The sequence below is a fragment of the Mobilicoccus massiliensis genome, assembly GCF_000826525.2.
Classification (GTDB): Bacteria; Actinomycetota; Actinomycetes; order Actinomycetales; family Dermatophilaceae; genus Mobilicoccus; species Mobilicoccus massiliensis.
Genome location: NZ_LN651326.1, coordinates 1 through 14,708, shown reverse-complemented (window position 1 = coordinate 14,708; position 14,708 = coordinate 1). Strand labels below are relative to the sequence as shown.

The following is a 14,708-nucleotide window of genomic DNA, read 5'->3' as shown; positions in this document are numbered from 1 at the left end:
AGGTGAGGTCACCTACCGCCTCGGGTGAGGAGTTCGGTGATGCCCTCTCGGTACGTCGTCACGGGGAAGTCGGGGAATCGAGCGGTGAACGCCGAAGCGTCGAAGACGTTGTCACCTCGGTAGCGCGGCAGCAGTTCTGTGACCTCGCGCAGTTGGGCGTTGACGCGGCCCCCGAGGGTGAGCAGGAGCTCGGGCAGCACGACGTAGCGGATGCGTCGGCCGGTGACCTCGCCGGCAATGTGGATGAGCTGGGCGTAGGTCATGCGGTCCGGGTCGATCGGCAGATGCCAGGTCTGCCCGTAGGCGTCCGGGGTGTTGCCGAGCAACGCCATGGCCCGGCTCGCATCGGGGGTCCAGATCAGCGAACGACGGGTGCGGGCGCTGACCGGCACGAGGGGAATCTTGCCCGCTTCGATGCGGTCGAAGACGAGGGAGTTCGTCAGGCTCTTGGTCTTGCCCGGGCCGTAGAACTCCGGTGCGCGGCAGATCAGCGCCTCCAGGCGGCCCTCGGCCATCGCGTCGAGGAGCATCGTCGCGAGCCGCGCACGCACGCGGCCCTTGCGGCCGTTGGGTGCGAAGGCGATCGACTCCGTCTGCGGGGTGGGCGTGCCCGGGTACATGTAGGTGTTGTCGAAGAACACGAGCTTGGTGCCGTGCGTGGCGCAGGCGTCGATGACGTTGCGCATCATGACGGGGAACTTCTGCTCCCACAATGCCGAATCCATCGGGAGACCGACCGTGAGGTAGGCGATCTCGCTGCTGGCGACGGCACGCTCGGTGGCCTCGGGGTCGGTGAGGTCGGCGACGACCAACTCGTCGCCGTCGTTGACCTTGGCCGGCTTGCGCCCGACCAGGCGGATGTCATGGGTGAAGCGGCGATGCAGCTCGCGAGCGAGCTCCTCGCCGATCGGGCCGTTCGCGCCGAGGATGGTTTGCACGGGTGTCATCACTCCTGGTCAAGGGGTCAGGCGGGGAGGCTCATGGTTGGGGCGGGGGCTCATCATGCGGCGGCGGGGTCAGGCGGGGAGGCTCATGGTTGGGGCGGGGGCTCATCATGCGGCGGCCGCTCCCGACAGTGAGCGGTGTCGAGAATGCCGTGCCCAGGGCAGCGGCGCGACACGTGGGCGCATATGGCCTGGTCGAGGCGGGTCGAGGCACGGCTGTGGGGGCGCCTCGAGATCTCGCGCAACAAAGACCGGTCACGCGCGGGGCGCGGTAGGGACGCAGGCCGCTGACCAGGCGTGACGCCTCGGCGGGTTAGAAGTCGCACGTGAGTGACCGGTCATTGTTGCGCGAGTTTCGGGCGGTCCCTGCGTCGGACGCGGTTCTCTGGCTCGAGTCACTCGCCGTCGGGGTGGTCTCGGGGCGCGTAGAGGCGGAGAAAAGCGGTGATCGCCTCATCGGCCCGGGCTCGGCGCTGGATATCGGTGGGCGGGTCGGCACCGAGAAGCACCTCGATCTGGGTGTCTCGCACGACGAGGCCGTAGAGCACTGCGAACGCGCCCCCCGGATCCGGGCAGTCGATCCGGCCCGCGCGGGTGTGCTCGGCCAGGAACGCCTCGACGAGAGGGCCGACGCGGTGCCGACCCTCGCTGCGCAGAGCCTGTGCGAGATCCGGGGAGGTCATCGCGGCGCGATTGAGCGCGACGGAGGCGGGACCGGTGAGCAAGGTCAGCAGTTCGTAGGCGTATTGCTGCAGGACGGTCTCCAGGGAACCGCTCGACTCCAGGCCCGCAGTGAGGGTCTCCAGGGAGCTTTCGGCATTGCGCCGGATGAGCGCACGAACGAGGCCGTCCCTGTTCCCGAACCACGAGTACAGGGTCTCCTTCGACGCTCCCGCCCGGCGGGCCACGGCCTCCATCGTGAACCCGCCCCACCCGGAGCTCTGCAGCTCGGTCAGTGCGGCCTTCAGAACGGCGGTCTGGCGTGCGGGGACGTCCGCGGCTCGGGGACGTCCCCGACGCGACCCTGATCTTGGTGAGCTCACCTTGTCAGCGTACCGATGCGTACGAATACTCATAACCGTACGGATCAGTACGCTTCGACGAGCGGAGACATCATGACGCTGTTCACCTCGACCTCGACGCCGAATCCGGCCCCATCTCCACTCAGGACGGCTGCCCCACCTGACTCGATTCGGTGGATGGCCGACCTGCTCGGACTGTTCGCAGTCCTGTTCACCGGGGCGATCTTCGGCTTCTTCTACGCCTGGGTGTGTTCGACGATGTGGGGGCTGGACGGGATCGCCTCTACAACCGCGATCGAGGCCATGCAGGCCATGAACGCCTCGGTCCGCAACCCGGTGTTCGGGACCGTGTTCTTCGGCACCGCGCCGATCTGTCTGGCGGCCGCCCTGGCCGCGCACGGGGCGCGACGCCGACGCGCCTCGCTGCTCTTCGTCGCCGCCACCGTGCTCTACGCGGTCGGGGGCGTCGGCCTCACCCTCGCCTACAACGTGCCCCTCAACACGGGGCTCGCCGCGCACACCGGCCCGCTCGATGCCGAGACCGCGCGGACGATCTGGACCGACTACTCGGCCAGTTGGCAGATGGGCAACATCACTCGCACCGCCGTCAGCGGTGCGGCGCTGCTCCTCACCGCGCTCGCCTTCGGCGTCCGGCGCGTCGATGCGGAGGTGCCGGCATGAGCGGGCACCCCGAGGTCAGTCGTCGAACCCTGCTGACGGGCGGCGCCGCAGCTGCCGCCCTCGCCGGGGTCGGGGTGTGGGCAGCGTCGGGGCCGACGCCGTCGTTCGCGCACGGCGACCGCGGGCCGGGCAACGGTCGTCACGTTCTCGTCGGATACGACTCCGCGTACGGCAGCACGGGCGACGTCGCGGTCGCCATCGCCGACGAGTTCGGCGCCGCCGGATGGCGTTCGGAGGTTCGCCGGGTCGGGGAGGGCATCGATCTCGACCGATACCAGGCGGCGGTTCTCGGGGCCCCGGTTCATCGGGATGCCTGGAAGGAGGAGGCGACGGCGTTCCTCTCCGGTCACGCCGATCGTCTAAGGCAGATCCCGGTGGCGCTGTTCCTCACGTCGATGAGCTACGGCATCGACCCGGATCGCGCCCGGCAGGATCGGGCGAAGCGCGCGATCCTCGAACAGGTGGCCCGGCAGGCCCCGTCGCTCACACCGATCGCGATGCGTCCCTTCGGTGGGTTCCTCGACTACGGCCGCATGGCTCCGATCAACGGACTGGTCTACCGGGGATTCGCGGGCAACGACACCTCCGGCGACTTCCGGGACTTCGACGCGATCCGAGCGTGGGGCGCCGACTTGGCCGGGCAACTGCGACGAAAGCGATGACAACGCCCGGCTCGGCGGATCGGGCTCAGGCCCACGCCGTGTACTCGGGCAGATCCGGCAGGTCGCGGCGTGAGATCGACGTCGCGGCCGCCGGGTCCACCCCGAGCATGCGCACCGTCGGCCGGAGGACGGCGTCACCAACCCCCATGGCCAGGACCCTGCGTCACAGGTCGATCAGGCGGCAGGGGTAGGCAACTCCACCCGCGGGAGGTGCTGGGGGGCTGTGATGTCCGTCGGGAACCCGATCTCGGTGCGGCTACGGCCGGGGATCGTGTCGAACTCCTCTGTGAAGAGGCGTTCGACGCGTTCGGGCCAGGACGTTCCCGGGGAGAGTGACTCGATGAGGACACCCATGAGCGTGAGCGCGCCGTAAAGCTGCTCGCTCTGCCCTTCGGGGAGTTCTTCGAGTCCCGGGACGGCGCGGAGGGCGGCGGTACTGGCCGGGACGAACGAGCGATTCCAGACGCGGGCATGGTGCGCGACGCTGTTGCGGATCACCGTGAGCTGCTCGAACCACCGGGTCAGGGGGTGCGAGCGGCGCGCCTTCTCGCGCTGATTGCCCTGCAGCGCTCCGAGATCGACATGCACGCCGAGCGCGTCCGCGATCGTCCACTGGTCCTCGGTGCGCAGCCCGGCGTACAGCATCGACGTGTCTCGAAAGTCCAGGACGTCGGTGAGGATCCACACCGGTGGGTCTCCGCCGTAGGCACGCTGATGGTGCTGCAGCGCGGTGTGGTGCCGAGAGGCCCGAGCCACGCGTTGCCGGGCGGTCGTCAGCCAGCGTCGGTGGTCGAACGTCGGACGGAATGTGCCGGGGTCGCGGTACGCGAGCGGGGCCTTGGCGGCCAGCAGGTCGCCGACGTGCGCGCGCAGGCCCACCTCGATGCGTTCGATGCCGTCGTGCAACAGCGTGCGCAGTTTGCGGTCGAACTCGTACAGGGCCACGACATCGGCGAATCGCGTGCCGGGGGCGAAGTCGTCCGATCGTCTCGATGTGTCGGCGGAGCCGGGGAGTCTCCACGGATACCAATAGCCACTGAGCCGGTAATACCCCACCGCGCGAAGCCAATGGGACGCGTCCGACGGGTCGAGCACCATCCCGCGACGTTGCAACAGCGCGACCTGCTCGTCGACGGTCGTGTACGGCTTGACCGTCGCCACCGCCACCACCCCCGAAAAGAGATCCAGCCCGCACCGGCGAACCGGGCGGGCTGAACGATTGATGACAGGTTATCAGGGAGTTCTCGCCGGTGGCGATGACAAACGGTTGAGCGGCAATGACGCACGGGGCGGGCCTGTCATCCGTGCACGGGCTGGGTCAGCTGTGCAGACCACCTACGACGTGCATAGTGCGCCTCGCCCTGGAACAGGGCGACTCGGAGAGGAGTTCGCCGGTCCGGGTGATCTTCCAGAGCTGGCTTTCGCGATGGATGGATCGACGGCGTTGATGCGGGCGGCGCGGTGGAGGATCTCAACGGCCGCGGCGGTCGCTTCGGCGTGCACGACATGAAGGCTGGGCGCTTGAACAGGCGCAAGACTTTGCCGCTGTCCATTCCGACGAACGGCCGGACGCCGGGCCGCGGGGCGCGCCGTCAGTCCTTGCTGAGCCCGATCTCTGCCCCGACGGTGGCGGGGTAGTCGAGGCAGTGCAGCAGGTAGCCGGCGACGTCGGCGCGGGAGATGCGGCCCTTGACCCGGCCCGGGTCGGTGCTGCGCAGCGCCCGCCAGGCGCCGGTGGCCGTGCCGTTGGTGAGTCCGGCCGGGCGCACGATGGTCCAGTCCAGCCCGGAGGCGCGTACGAGATCCTCTTGGGCGTCGTGGTCGGCCAGGGGGCCGGCGAGGATGCGCGGAGCGAGCACGCTTTGCGGCCACGGCAACTGGCGGGCCGAGCCGCCCGCGCCGAGGGAGGTCTGCACGAGCAGCCGACGTACGCCGGGCTCCTGCATGCCGGCGATGACGGATCGCGTCACGGCGGTGCGGGGATTCTGGGCGCCCTTGGAGCCGCCGACGGTGACGAACACCGCGTCCGCGCCGTCGATGGCGCGGCGCGCCACGGCCGGGTCGGTCGCGTCGCCGGTGACGGCCGTGACCCCTTCCGGCACGTTGCCGCTGCGGGAGATCGCGGTGACCGCGTGGCCCCGCACGAGCGCCTCACGGGCGAGTTCTGCTCCGGTGCCCGACGAGGCGCCGACGATGGTGATGTTCACGGTTGTCCCTTCTGCTGACGGATGCGGGTGATGACGCGGCGCACGGCCGGCCGGACGCCGAGCACGCCGCGGACGGCAGTGCGGGCCACGGGGGTCCAGCGGTCGCGGAACGCGATCCACGGGCCGATCGTCTCGGCGTAGCGGGTGAGGTCGGCGTCGGGACCGAACAGGCGCTGCTCGACCTCGCCGTCACGCCGGCCGAAGCGGGCGGCGACGCTCGAGAGGATCCGCACGATGACGTTGCTCGCGGTCTCGACCGGGTCGGTGGTCCGCAGGTTCTCCTTGAGCTGCCACGCGTACTCGCCGAGCGCCTCCAGGTCGGGTAAGCGGTCCCGCTCGAAGTCGGCCAGGGGTGTGGGCGAATCGGTCGCGAGCGCGTCGGCGACGAGGAACGCGTCCTCCAACCCGGAGTTGACGCCCTCGCCCGTGGGCGGGATGACGCTGTGCGCAGCGTCGCCGAGCAGGACGAGCCATTCGTCGAACGCGATGCGCGAGCACCGGACGACCGCGCCGCCGAAGGGCTTGCGGGAGAAGTAGGCCCGGTAGTCCTGCTCGCGCAGCAGCGGTGGGACGAGCGGGGCGTGCTCGGCGAGGTGGGCGCGCAGGGCGGCGACGTTCTCGTCGGTGGCGTCCGTGGCGAGGAGCAGGCCTTCGGCCGGGTCGCCCTTGATCGCCGTCACTGCGATGCACCAGATGCCGTTCGGCAGGGTGGCGGTGTAGATGCCGTTGCTCGTGAAGATGTGGTGCTGCGCGGGGTCCAGGCCGGGCGCCGTCGCTCCGGCCTGAGAGAACAGGACGCGGAACTGCACGCCCCAGTCCCCGACGACCGGGTCGAACCCAGTCACCGACTTGGCGAGGGAGGCGCGGGCCGGGGACCACACGCCGTCGCAGGCCAGCACGATCGCGCGGCTCGCGTCGACGGTGACCGACTCGTCGGCGGATGTCGTGAAATCCAGGCGCCGGGCGTCGCGGTCGAGGGTGCGCAGCCGGTGGCCGGTGACGATTCGGATCCGCGGCTCTCTGCCGGCGGCATCGAAGAGGATGCGGGTGAGGCGGGCCCTGGTCGTCCCGATGAGCGTGCCCGAGGGGAGCTTCGCGACGGTCCGGGTGCCGTTGCGGATGACGAACCCCTCGACGAGCTCCCCCGTGTCGCGCAAGGCGTGCAGGAGAGCAGGATCGATGCGGCGCAGCGCCTCCTGGCCGCGCACGTTGACCCCGATCGGGTAGCTGTTCTCGTCGGTGAGCAGCAGTTCGTCCCGGCTCTCGTACACGGTGGCGGTTCGTCCCTGCTGCGCCAGCAGCAGCGCCGAGGCCAGACCGACCGGCCCGGCGCCGACGACGATGACGTCGTTCGGCTCGGCGGGGGAGGGGTGGGTCGGCGCGGTGTCATCCCGCATCGTCATGGACGGTCCTTCCGGGTCGGGGAGCGACGGGGGCAGGCGTCGGGCTCGGAGATGTCGGTGAGGGTGCGCAGGTGATCGGCGAGGGCGCCGGCCACGGTCGTGGTGAACGCGGCCACGGCTGCGCGGTCGGAGTCGGGCAGGTCGGCGACGTAAGTCGTCGTGGCCTCCATCGGAGAGCGCATGAGGTCGAGCACCCGCGCAGCCGTGGCCGGTTCGACGTGCAACCGCACCTTGCGTTGATCGGCGTCGTCCCGTGCGCGCCGGACGTGGCCTGCGGCCTCGAGCCGAGTGGCCAGGGCCGTGGTCGTCGCGTAGGTCGCGCCGACGGCACTCGCCAGTTCGCCGACGGTCATCGGCCCTGCCTGCATGAGCGTCGACAGGGCTCGATAGTCCGTCGCGCTGAGACCGAGGAGCCGCCCCACCTCCCGCTCCGTCTGGTTGGCGAGGAAGAGGATCCGCTGGAGGCCGAAGGCGATCGCCCGCGTTTCGTCCTGCGGCGCCTGCGGTCCGTTCTCCATGACGTGATGGTTACTCAAATCTGATTGATATTCAAAAAGAATTGAGGGTCAGGGTCGTTCGAGAGAGCTGCGTCCGGGGCCGTCGATAAGCCGGCCGGCGTCCCCCGCCCGGGCGCCGATGTGACCGCGGCGACGTACGCCTGCCGACGTACGCGCGGATACGTAGCGCGGCCGACGCATCGACCCTGCCCCGTTTCCTACCTTCGAAGCACGGTGATCACCCGGATCACCGTCATCAGGAGGGGGATGTGGAGATGAAGAAGAGGATGGTGGCCGCCGCGATGGTGGCGCTGGTGGGTCTCGGTGGGCTGTCGGTGGCGACGGCGGAGTCCGCGTCGGCCGCAGACGGGTGGAAGCTGCACTCGACACGCACGGTCGACGGCAAGACCTACTACCGCTACACGAACGACAGCGGCGGGGTCATGCTCACCAACCACACAGTGGATGCGAACGGAAGTTCCTGGGTCGCGGAGTAAACCCGGAGCAGACGCTCGCAACTCGGGGGGTCTCGGGCGACGGGGGCGATGGTCGGAGGGACGGCCGGCCACCGCCCCCGTCGTCGTTGACCGCGACCCCCATCCACCTCATGCTTGGCATAAGCGCACGGCGCAAGGGGAATTCGTCATGGGCGATCCGATCGGGGTCACGCGCGTCCTCGTCGTCGACGACGACGCGATGGTGCGCAGCGGCATCGAGATGCTCGTGTCGGCCCATCCGGACCTGGAAGTGGCCGGCGCCGTCGCGGACGGGCTGCACGCCGTGGCCGCGGCGCGCGAGCTGCGCCCCGACGTCGTCCTCATGGACCTGTCCATGCCCGGCCTCGACGGGGTGCAGGCGACGCGGGCGATCATCGACGACTCCGCCCTCGACGGCGCGACGCCGCGGGTGCTGGCACTCACGACGTTCGGTGACGACGAGACCGTGCTCGCGGTGTTGCACGCGGGCGCGAGCGGCTTCATCGTCAAGGACTCCGCGCCGCTGCATCTCCCGGCCGCGATTCGCACGATCGCCGCCGGTCGGGGCTGGCTCGACCCGACGGTCACGACTCCCGTCATCGACGCGCTGCGGCGGGCGAACCCCCCGGATCGCGCCACGCTGGGCGAACGCCTGGCAGGCCTCACCGAGCGCGAGCTCGAGATCCTCACCCTCCTCGCGGACGGGCTGAGCAACGCGGAGATCGCCCGTGGACTCTTCGTCAGCGAGGCGACGGTCCGCACGCACGTCTCTCGCATTCTCATGAAGACCGATTCCCGGGACCGCACGCAGGCCGTCGTGCTCGCCTTCCGTTCCGGGCTCGTGCCGAGCGCGCCGGGAGGCGCACGTTCCACGAAGGAGAAACCGTGACCGAATACGTATCCGATCCGCAGCCACCGGGAGCGGGCTACCGGGTGAGCGTCTGGGCCCTCTCCGGAGAGCGGACCGGACCCTACCTGGGGGCCGGCGTGCTCGCCGCGACAGACTTCGTCGTCCTTCACCCGAAGACGGCCTGCGCGCTGCGGAGGCGACGGGAGGCCACTCGGGCGCGTGTCGCCGTCGACACTCCGTTCGCGCGCTACGTCGTGGACGGCAGCGTCGTGCTGCCGAACGACGGCGTTCCCGAGGACGCGGTGGCCCTCGAACTCGACATGCCGATCGCGGAGACGCCGGAGAAGCTGCCCGCTCCGGCCCTGGGCACGCCGGAGTCCGAGTTCGACGACCTCGAACGCTTCCTGGCCGATCACGAGGCCCGCGACACGGCCCCTCCGCCCGAGAAGCCGGAGGCGACCGGCTACACGAGGCGCCCACGACCGTCGCCGGCCCGCCGGCCCTGGTGGTGCCGGATCTGGCCGGGATGCCGGGGGTGCCGCTAGCCGTCGTGCGCAACCACCCAGGACGGCGACCCTCCCGCACCGCACTGACGATCGCCCTGTTCGCCGCCGCGTTCGTCCTCGACCTGACGATGTGGAGCGGCGGGACGACCCTGCGCTGGGGAGGCGAGCTCCCGCTGTGGGTTCTCGTGGCGAGTGGACTGCTCACCTACGGCGGTCTGGCCGTGCTGCGAGGGCGTACGGGGTGGGCCTTCTGCGTGGCGCTCGCCTACACGGTGTTCTGGGGCGTGACGTTGCCCGAGTATCAGCCGTTCACCGCGCTGACCATCGCCCTGTTCGACGCCGCGCGCCGCCTACCGCTGCGAGCGGCGCTGCCGTTCGTGGTGGGCTGCGTGCCGGCCTGGGCGCTCAACACGGCGAACGCGGCGACGCTGGTGGCCATGGACGCGGCCGGAGTCGCCGTCACCGCCGCGCTGTGGGGCGTGATCACGTCGCTGACGTGGATGGCGGGACGCTCCGGATTCCGCGCCGAGGAGAACGCGCGCCTGCGCGAGGAGGCGCTCGCGACGCGCGCCCGTCTCGCCCGACAGGAGGATCGGCTCGCGCTCTCCCGGGAGCTGCACGATGCGCTGTCCCACTCGATGGGGGCCATCGCTCTGCAGGCGGCGGGCGCCCGGGCGGTGGCGGCGGGCGAACCCGACTCCGATGCGCGCGTGCTGGCGGCCCTGGAGGCGATCCAGTCGACGAGCACGTCATCGATGCAGGAGTTGCGTCGCCTGCTCGGACTTCTTGCCGAGGGTGGTGCGCGGGCGGCCGATGACGCCGGTGTGGATTTCGTGGAGCTCGGTCGACTGGACGCGATCGGCGGCCTTGTGCGCTCGACCCGCGCCTGCGGCGTGACGGTCCGACTGGACGCCCGCGGCCGACCGTTCCCGCTCGCCGCGGATCAGGACCACGCCGCCTACCGGTTCGTCCAGGAGGGCCTGGCGAACGCGCTCCGGCACGGCGGTCGCGGCAGCCACGTCGACCTCGTGGTCGCTTGGGGCGTCGACGAACTCGGGCTGCGGTTGAGCAGTACCGCGGGAGCCGGCCGGGACGCGGCCCTGCGCGCCCACGGCAGCGGGCGCGGTCTGCGCGGACTCGAGGGACGTGTCACCGCCTGCGGCGGTCTCTTTGCGGTCGAGCCCGGTGAGGTGTTCACGATCCGCGCGACCCTGCCGCGTCGCCGTCCGGTGTCCGCCTCCCACTGACCTCGAGGCCCGCGCGTCATCGCGCCGACGTAGCGCAGGATCGTCCACGCGGCCGACGCCCGCCCTGCACCCGGCGGCGGATTCTCGAAGGGTCGATTCGAGAGCGACGTCCCGCCCGGGACGTCAGGGAGGGGACGACCCGATGAGGACCATGACCGCATTCACGACCGGCACCCACGACCGGCGGCCCAGCCGTACGCGCCACGCTGCCCGCCTCCGACGGGCGACGGCGCTCGCCGGGCTCGCCGCCGTCGGTTTCGCGGGCGCGCCCGGCGCGCAGGCCGCGGAGCGGGGCGCCGACCCGTCGTCCGACCTGACCCGAGATCGCGGGCGGGTGTGTCAGCCGGTGCACGGCGTCGACGGGCTGCTCCGTGGCCCATGCCTGCCGTGGCCGTGCAAGGTCACGGACGGGCGGCTCCCGTGGCCGTGCAAGCCGCCGCAGCCGTGCCTGCCCTGGTCCGACGACGACCGGGTGCATCCGGCGCTGTGCCGTCCGTGGCCGGTGCCCGTGCCGGTGCCGTGCAAGACCGTGAACGCGCAGCCCGGCGGTATGGACCGCTGCATGCCGCCACGTCCCCCGCGCGTGCCGGTGAACTGACCGTCGGGGGCCGGTGACTCGGGGGAGCCGGCCCCCGACGCTGCGCTTCGATCGCTCTCGACGTGGCGTGGGAAGGCGAAGGTCGTCGGTCCGCGACCGACCCGCTACCGCTTCGATTGTCGCCGAGCCAGGGCGGTCGCCAGGCTCATGCGCAGGGCGTAGATCGGGCTGGGCGGCGCCCAGCCGAGCTGTTCGCCGAGGGAGCGGTCATCGCGGACGGCCCAGTGCTCGACGATCCGGCCGTCCTTCATCCGAAAGAAGTGGGCATGGTCCACGGTGAACGACCGACCGGTGGCCGGGAAGACCTGCGCGATCTGCGCTCGGTCGTCGTACACCGTGAAAGGCCCCGTGTGTCGGCCGGACATCGTCCCGTATGTGACCACGAGGTCGTCGCGCGCAACGCAGGTGTCGGCGGTGAATGCGATGTCGCTCCACGCCTGACGGAGCCATTGCGAGGTGGCCGTGAACGCGGCCGGCCCCTGCACCCGGCAGTCGGCCGGTTCGTCGATGGCTTCCCGATTGGTCGCCTCGGGGTGGATCAGCGTGGCCAGGGCGGCTTGATCGCCGATGGCCATGGCGTGGAGGCTCTGGATGGCCACTGCCTCGGGTGTCGGCGTCGACATGGCGCCCTCCTCTCGTTACAGTTGACTGTAATGAAATCCTCCGCCTCGCACCCACCCACGTCAAGAGCCGAATCTGCTGCAGCCACCCGCGTTCGCGTCCTCACCGCGGCGGAACGCTTGCTGCTGCGGGACGGATGGGCCGGGACCACGATCCGCGCGATCGCACGCGAGGCCGAGGTCTCGCCGGAGACGATCTACAAGGGCTTCGGCAGCAAGGCCGCCCTGCTCAAAAGCGTCTACGACGTGCGGATCGCCGGGGACGACGCTCCGATTCCCATCGCCGAGAGGGAGGGGATTGTCCGGCTCCGGGCCGCCGCGACCCCCGACGAGGCGGCCGATGCCTGGGCCGCCCATGCCCTGACCATCAACGCCCGCAGCGCGCCTCTGATCGCGCTCGCCCTCCGAGCTCAGGCCGGCGAACCGGCCCTGGCCGACTTCGTTCGCGCGACCGACGCGGAGCGGATGACGGGTGCCGACCGGACCGCTGCCCACTGGGAGGGGTTGGGTTGGCTCCGGGTTCCGCACCCGCAGGCGCGCGACCGGATCTGGCTGCTCGGTTCTCCGGCGTCCTACCTGGACCTTCTCGACCTCGGCTGGGGCGAGCCACAGATCCACGAGTGGTATCGCTCCTTCCTCGTCGGACTCGTTCTCCGGGTGGCACCCGCGGCGCGTTCCCTGCATTCGTGAGCGTCAGCGAAGGATGAGCACCGATCCGGTCGCGATCAGCAGGGCTGCGGTGGTGGCGTGCACCGCGACGGCATGCCGGGCCGAGCCGCCGTTGCGGATGACGATGACGGCGTCGGCGACCGGCGTGTTGGCCTGTACGAGCAGCACCCAGCCGAGCGTGGTCGGCGTAGCCATGCCCCACACGACCAGGCCGACGGCGCCGGAGGCGATGTCGCGGACGGGCCTTGATCTGGGTCAGTGCGGGGACGTGTCCGGGCTCGACGCCGAAATCGCGCGTCGCCCGGTCGGGGCTGAGGAGGAGGCGGAGTCCGATGGCGATGATGGCCAGGCACCCGACGACGGCCGTGACAGTGGCTGCGAGCAGCGCGGGTCACGCCCTCTCATCGGGGCGACGCTCCGCCCGGTCGGAGGCTGTTGGAGTTCGCGAAGGTGCTCGTCCCAGACCGGTGAGTCCACGAAATGGTTGTCGAAACGCTCCTGGGCGGGGTCGAGGAGCGATAGACCGGCCTGACCGCCGAGGGCGGCGGCGAGGAGGCGGAAGTAGTCGAGTCGCTCGACCCCGGGCGTGAGGACGATGAGGGCGGTGGCTGGTTTTGCGCCCGCTGCGAAGGCGTGGTGCACCTCCGCCGCCGAGATCCGCACCCTCGACCGGATCCTGGCCAAGGTGGCCGACCTTGGGTCGCTGGTGGGAAGTGGGCTGCATCCCCGCGGGTCCCCGGAGGGCACCTTGGCGGGTCAGGCGGAGCGCGACAGCTCGTGCTCGACAGCTCGGCGGATCCAGGCGGAGACAGAGCGGTCGTCGGCCTCGGCCGCGCGCTTGACCTCTTCGAGCAGGTCTGCCGGGAAACGCACGGGGACGGGTGTGTTCAGTGGGCGCTTGCGACGCCGCGGGGGGCCCTGGGGCTCCTGGTTGCGCGGGTCGGCGTAGAACGCGTGCTCCTGCTCGGGCGTCATCTGCTGGGAGCTGTTGTCAGTGCTCATCACGGTCCCTTCGGTAGGTGGCGGCAAGGCCCGAAGACGCCTCGTAGCAGCCGATCGGTCTGCACGTGCTCGGATCCCCCGAGCGGGAGGGGGCCAGTGGGACGATGAGAACTCGCCCACCGACCTCAGCGAACATCAGCCAGTGAGCCGGCGGTTTGGCCGGATAGAACAGCGGGTCGCTGTGCCAGGCGTCCATCACGTCGTCCAGCCCCAGGTGCGGGTGCTTGAACAGGTGAGCGGCTTGCCGGTCGACCTCGAAGGGCTCGGTGTCATCGAGCGCCTCGGGATCGAACCGTTCGCTCATGGAGGATACCGTATAACAATCGACTACACCCGGTCCAGCCGCTGTCGCCTCGGCCCCCAAGCGCCGCGGTGCGCCGTAGACGAACCCGTCTACACAGACCTACCCTGGACTCATGACTCAGACCACGACCATCAGGGTCAGCAAGGGCACGCACGCCCACGTGACACGACTGGCTCGCGAGCGGCACGAAACGATCGATGACACCGTGCGCGCCGCCCTCCGCGCGCTGCGCCAGGACTCGATGGCCGTCGACATGGCGCGGGACCTGGATTCCGAGGAGTCGGAGTGGCTGGATGCTGACGCCGGGTGATGTCGTCCAGCTGGATCTCGGCACTCCGACGGGAAGCGAAGCCGGCCTTCGCCGGCCGGCCATCGTCGTCACGGCGCGGCGGATCCTTCGCGGCGGCCCGAACGTCGTTCAGGTGGTTCCGCTGACGCGGTCGATCCGACGCAGCAGCACCGAGGTGCTGGTGGAGCCGAACCCCGGGAATCATCTGGCCGACACGTCGGCTGCTCAGTGCCAACATGTCCGTTCCGTCGCGGTGAGTCGCATCGTGGCCACTGCTGGCAACGTGGGACCGGTGATCCTCGGTGAGGTGCGCGAGACCATCGCACTCCTCATTGACCTTTGAGAACCGCGCGGATCTGCCGCGTGCGTACGTCGTCTCCTGGTGGCGATGGCGCGTGTCACCTGGTACTTCCCGCGCTGGCTTGTGTCTACCGAAATCGACACCTGGTCGAGGTGCTCACCACGCGGGGCGCTCGTCCCCGACTGACTGCACGTGCGTCCGGTCGCCTGTCCCACGCTCTGTCGCCGACTGCACGGCGGCCGCGGGCTGTCGTGGGCATGCACTTGAGGGTCACGACGTGCGGTGCGGGAACCGAGCATGACGGCATCGCGACCTACGGGTGTGACGATGATCGGGGACATCGGGGACATCGGGGACATCGGGGACATCGGGGACATCGGGGAGGAACGAGGACATCGGGGACATCGGGGACATCGGGGAGGAATGAGGC

21 protein-coding genes are annotated in these 14,708 nt (G+C 70.4%); 10 read left to right on the top strand and 11 right to left on the bottom strand.

Features of this window, described 5'->3' with window-relative positions; all coding sequences use genetic code 11:
- Positions 1-8: 8 nt before the first annotated feature.
- Positions 9-947 carry an NAD-dependent epimerase/dehydratase family protein gene (locus tag BN1197_RS02705; protein ID WP_217991141.1) on the bottom strand — a complete coding sequence of 313 codons (939 nt, stop codon included), beginning with the start codon at positions 945-947 and terminating at the stop codon, positions 9-11.
- A 392-nt stretch (positions 948-1,339) separates the two neighbouring features.
- Positions 1,340-1,987 carry a TetR/AcrR family transcriptional regulator gene (locus tag BN1197_RS02700; RefSeq protein WP_245851798.1) on the bottom strand — a complete coding sequence of 216 codons (648 nt, stop codon included), beginning with the start codon at positions 1,985-1,987 and terminating at the stop codon, positions 1,340-1,342.
- A gap of 156 nt (positions 1,988-2,143) precedes the next feature.
- Between BN1197_RS02700 and BN1197_RS02695 the strand changes: the two genes are divergently transcribed.
- Together BN1197_RS02695 and BN1197_RS02690 are read left to right on the top strand one after the other, a co-directional pair.
- Positions 2,144-2,647, top strand: coding sequence for an anthrone oxygenase family protein (locus BN1197_RS02695; protein ID WP_040156018.1), 504 nt, complete (start codon positions 2,144-2,146; stop codon positions 2,645-2,647).
- On the top strand, positions 2,644-3,309 hold the full coding sequence (locus tag BN1197_RS02690) for a flavodoxin domain-containing protein (RefSeq protein WP_052465902.1): 666 nt from the start codon (positions 2,644-2,646) through the stop codon (positions 3,307-3,309). The genes BN1197_RS02695 and BN1197_RS02690 overlap by 4 nt, the downstream gene beginning before the upstream one ends.
- Positions 3,310-3,334: 25 nt before the next feature.
- On the opposite strand, the gene BN1197_RS17930 is transcribed toward BN1197_RS02690, so the two are convergent.
- From BN1197_RS17930 to BN1197_RS02670, 5 genes are all read right to left on the bottom strand, one after another.
- The gene (locus BN1197_RS17930; RefSeq protein ID WP_261795842.1) at positions 3,335-3,457 is read right to left on the bottom strand and encodes a hypothetical protein; all 123 of its coding nucleotides are present in this window, start codon (positions 3,455-3,457) and stop codon (positions 3,335-3,337) included.
- 26 nt (positions 3,458-3,483) lie between these two features.
- Positions 3,484-4,470, bottom strand: a complete 987-nt coding sequence (locus BN1197_RS02685; RefSeq protein ID WP_082043618.1) for an Abi family protein — start codon at positions 4,468-4,470, stop codon at positions 3,484-3,486.
- Between the two features lie 431 nt (positions 4,471-4,901).
- On the bottom strand, positions 4,902-5,516 hold the full coding sequence (locus tag BN1197_RS02680; protein ID WP_040156015.1) for an NAD(P)-dependent oxidoreductase: 615 nt from the start codon (positions 5,514-5,516) through the stop codon (positions 4,902-4,904).
- Positions 5,513-6,919: an FAD-dependent oxidoreductase gene (locus BN1197_RS02675; protein WP_040156013.1), complete on the bottom strand. Its 1,407-nt coding sequence runs from the start codon at positions 6,917-6,919 to the stop codon at positions 5,513-5,515. Before BN1197_RS02675 ends, BN1197_RS02680 begins: the two co-directional genes overlap by 4 nt.
- Entirely contained in the window at positions 6,916-7,437 is a 522-nt protein-coding gene (locus BN1197_RS02670; protein WP_052465901.1) for a MarR family winged helix-turn-helix transcriptional regulator, read from the bottom strand. The genes BN1197_RS02675 and BN1197_RS02670 overlap by 4 nt, the downstream gene beginning before the upstream one ends.
- Before the next feature lie 254 nt (positions 7,438-7,691).
- On the opposite strand from BN1197_RS02670, the gene BN1197_RS02665 reads away from it, so the two are divergent.
- The 5 genes from BN1197_RS02665 (at position 7,692) to BN1197_RS02645 (ending at position 11,093) form a co-directional block, all read left to right on the top strand.
- On the top strand, positions 7,692-7,913 hold the full coding sequence (locus tag BN1197_RS02665) for a hypothetical protein (RefSeq protein WP_141397187.1): 222 nt from the start codon (positions 7,692-7,694) through the stop codon (positions 7,911-7,913).
- 148 nt (positions 7,914-8,061) lie between these two features.
- Positions 8,062-8,781, top strand: coding sequence for a response regulator (locus BN1197_RS02660; protein WP_040156007.1), 720 nt, complete (start codon positions 8,062-8,064; stop codon positions 8,779-8,781).
- Complete coding sequence (locus tag BN1197_RS02655) at positions 8,778-9,287, top strand: hypothetical protein (RefSeq protein WP_040156005.1); 510 nt, start codon at positions 8,778-8,780, stop codon at positions 9,285-9,287. Before BN1197_RS02660 ends, BN1197_RS02655 begins: the two co-directional genes overlap by 4 nt.
- A 5-nt stretch (positions 9,288-9,292) precedes the next feature.
- Complete coding sequence (locus BN1197_RS02650) at positions 9,293-10,495, top strand: sensor histidine kinase (RefSeq protein WP_176489698.1); 1,203 nt, start codon at positions 9,293-9,295, stop codon at positions 10,493-10,495.
- 151 nt (positions 10,496-10,646) lie between these two features.
- A complete protein-coding gene (locus BN1197_RS02645) occupies positions 10,647-11,093 on the top strand; it encodes a hypothetical protein (RefSeq protein ID WP_040156002.1) in 447 nt (148 codons plus the stop codon).
- 104 nt (positions 11,094-11,197) lie between these two features.
- Here the strand turns inward: BN1197_RS02645 and BN1197_RS02640 are convergent, their stop codons facing one another.
- Positions 11,198-11,668, bottom strand: coding sequence for an ester cyclase (locus BN1197_RS02640; protein WP_217991140.1), 471 nt, complete (start codon positions 11,666-11,668; stop codon positions 11,198-11,200).
- A 78-nt stretch (positions 11,669-11,746) separates the two neighbouring features.
- On the opposite strand from BN1197_RS02640, the gene BN1197_RS02635 reads away from it, so the two are divergent.
- Positions 11,747-12,403 carry a TetR/AcrR family transcriptional regulator gene (locus BN1197_RS02635; RefSeq protein WP_082043569.1) on the top strand — a complete coding sequence of 219 codons (657 nt, stop codon included), beginning with the start codon at positions 11,747-11,749 and terminating at the stop codon, positions 12,401-12,403.
- A 3-nt stretch (positions 12,404-12,406) separates the two neighbouring features.
- Here the strand turns inward: BN1197_RS02635 and BN1197_RS02630 are convergent, their stop codons facing one another.
- From BN1197_RS02630 to BN1197_RS02620, 3 genes are all read right to left on the bottom strand, one after another.
- A complete protein-coding gene (locus BN1197_RS02630) occupies positions 12,407-12,613 on the bottom strand; it encodes a DUF4267 domain-containing protein (RefSeq protein WP_261795859.1) in 207 nt (68 codons plus the stop codon).
- Between the two features lie 525 nt (positions 12,614-13,138).
- The gene (locus tag BN1197_RS02625; RefSeq protein ID WP_040155999.1) at positions 13,139-13,384 is read right to left on the bottom strand and encodes a YlcI/YnfO family protein; all 246 of its coding nucleotides are present in this window, start codon (positions 13,382-13,384) and stop codon (positions 13,139-13,141) included.
- Complete coding sequence (locus BN1197_RS02620; RefSeq protein WP_040155997.1) at positions 13,374-13,688, bottom strand: hypothetical protein; 315 nt, start codon at positions 13,686-13,688, stop codon at positions 13,374-13,376. Before BN1197_RS02620 ends, BN1197_RS02625 begins: the two co-directional genes overlap by 11 nt.
- A 112-nt stretch (positions 13,689-13,800) precedes the next feature.
- Between BN1197_RS02620 and BN1197_RS02615 the strand changes: the two genes are divergently transcribed.
- Entirely contained in the window at positions 13,801-13,998 is a 198-nt protein-coding gene (locus BN1197_RS02615) for a hypothetical protein (RefSeq protein WP_040155995.1), read from the top strand.
- Complete coding sequence (locus tag BN1197_RS02610; RefSeq protein ID WP_040155993.1) at positions 13,982-14,320, top strand: type II toxin-antitoxin system PemK/MazF family toxin; 339 nt, start codon at positions 13,982-13,984, stop codon at positions 14,318-14,320. Before BN1197_RS02615 ends, BN1197_RS02610 begins: the two co-directional genes overlap by 17 nt.
- Positions 14,321-14,708 lie beyond the last annotated feature (388 nt).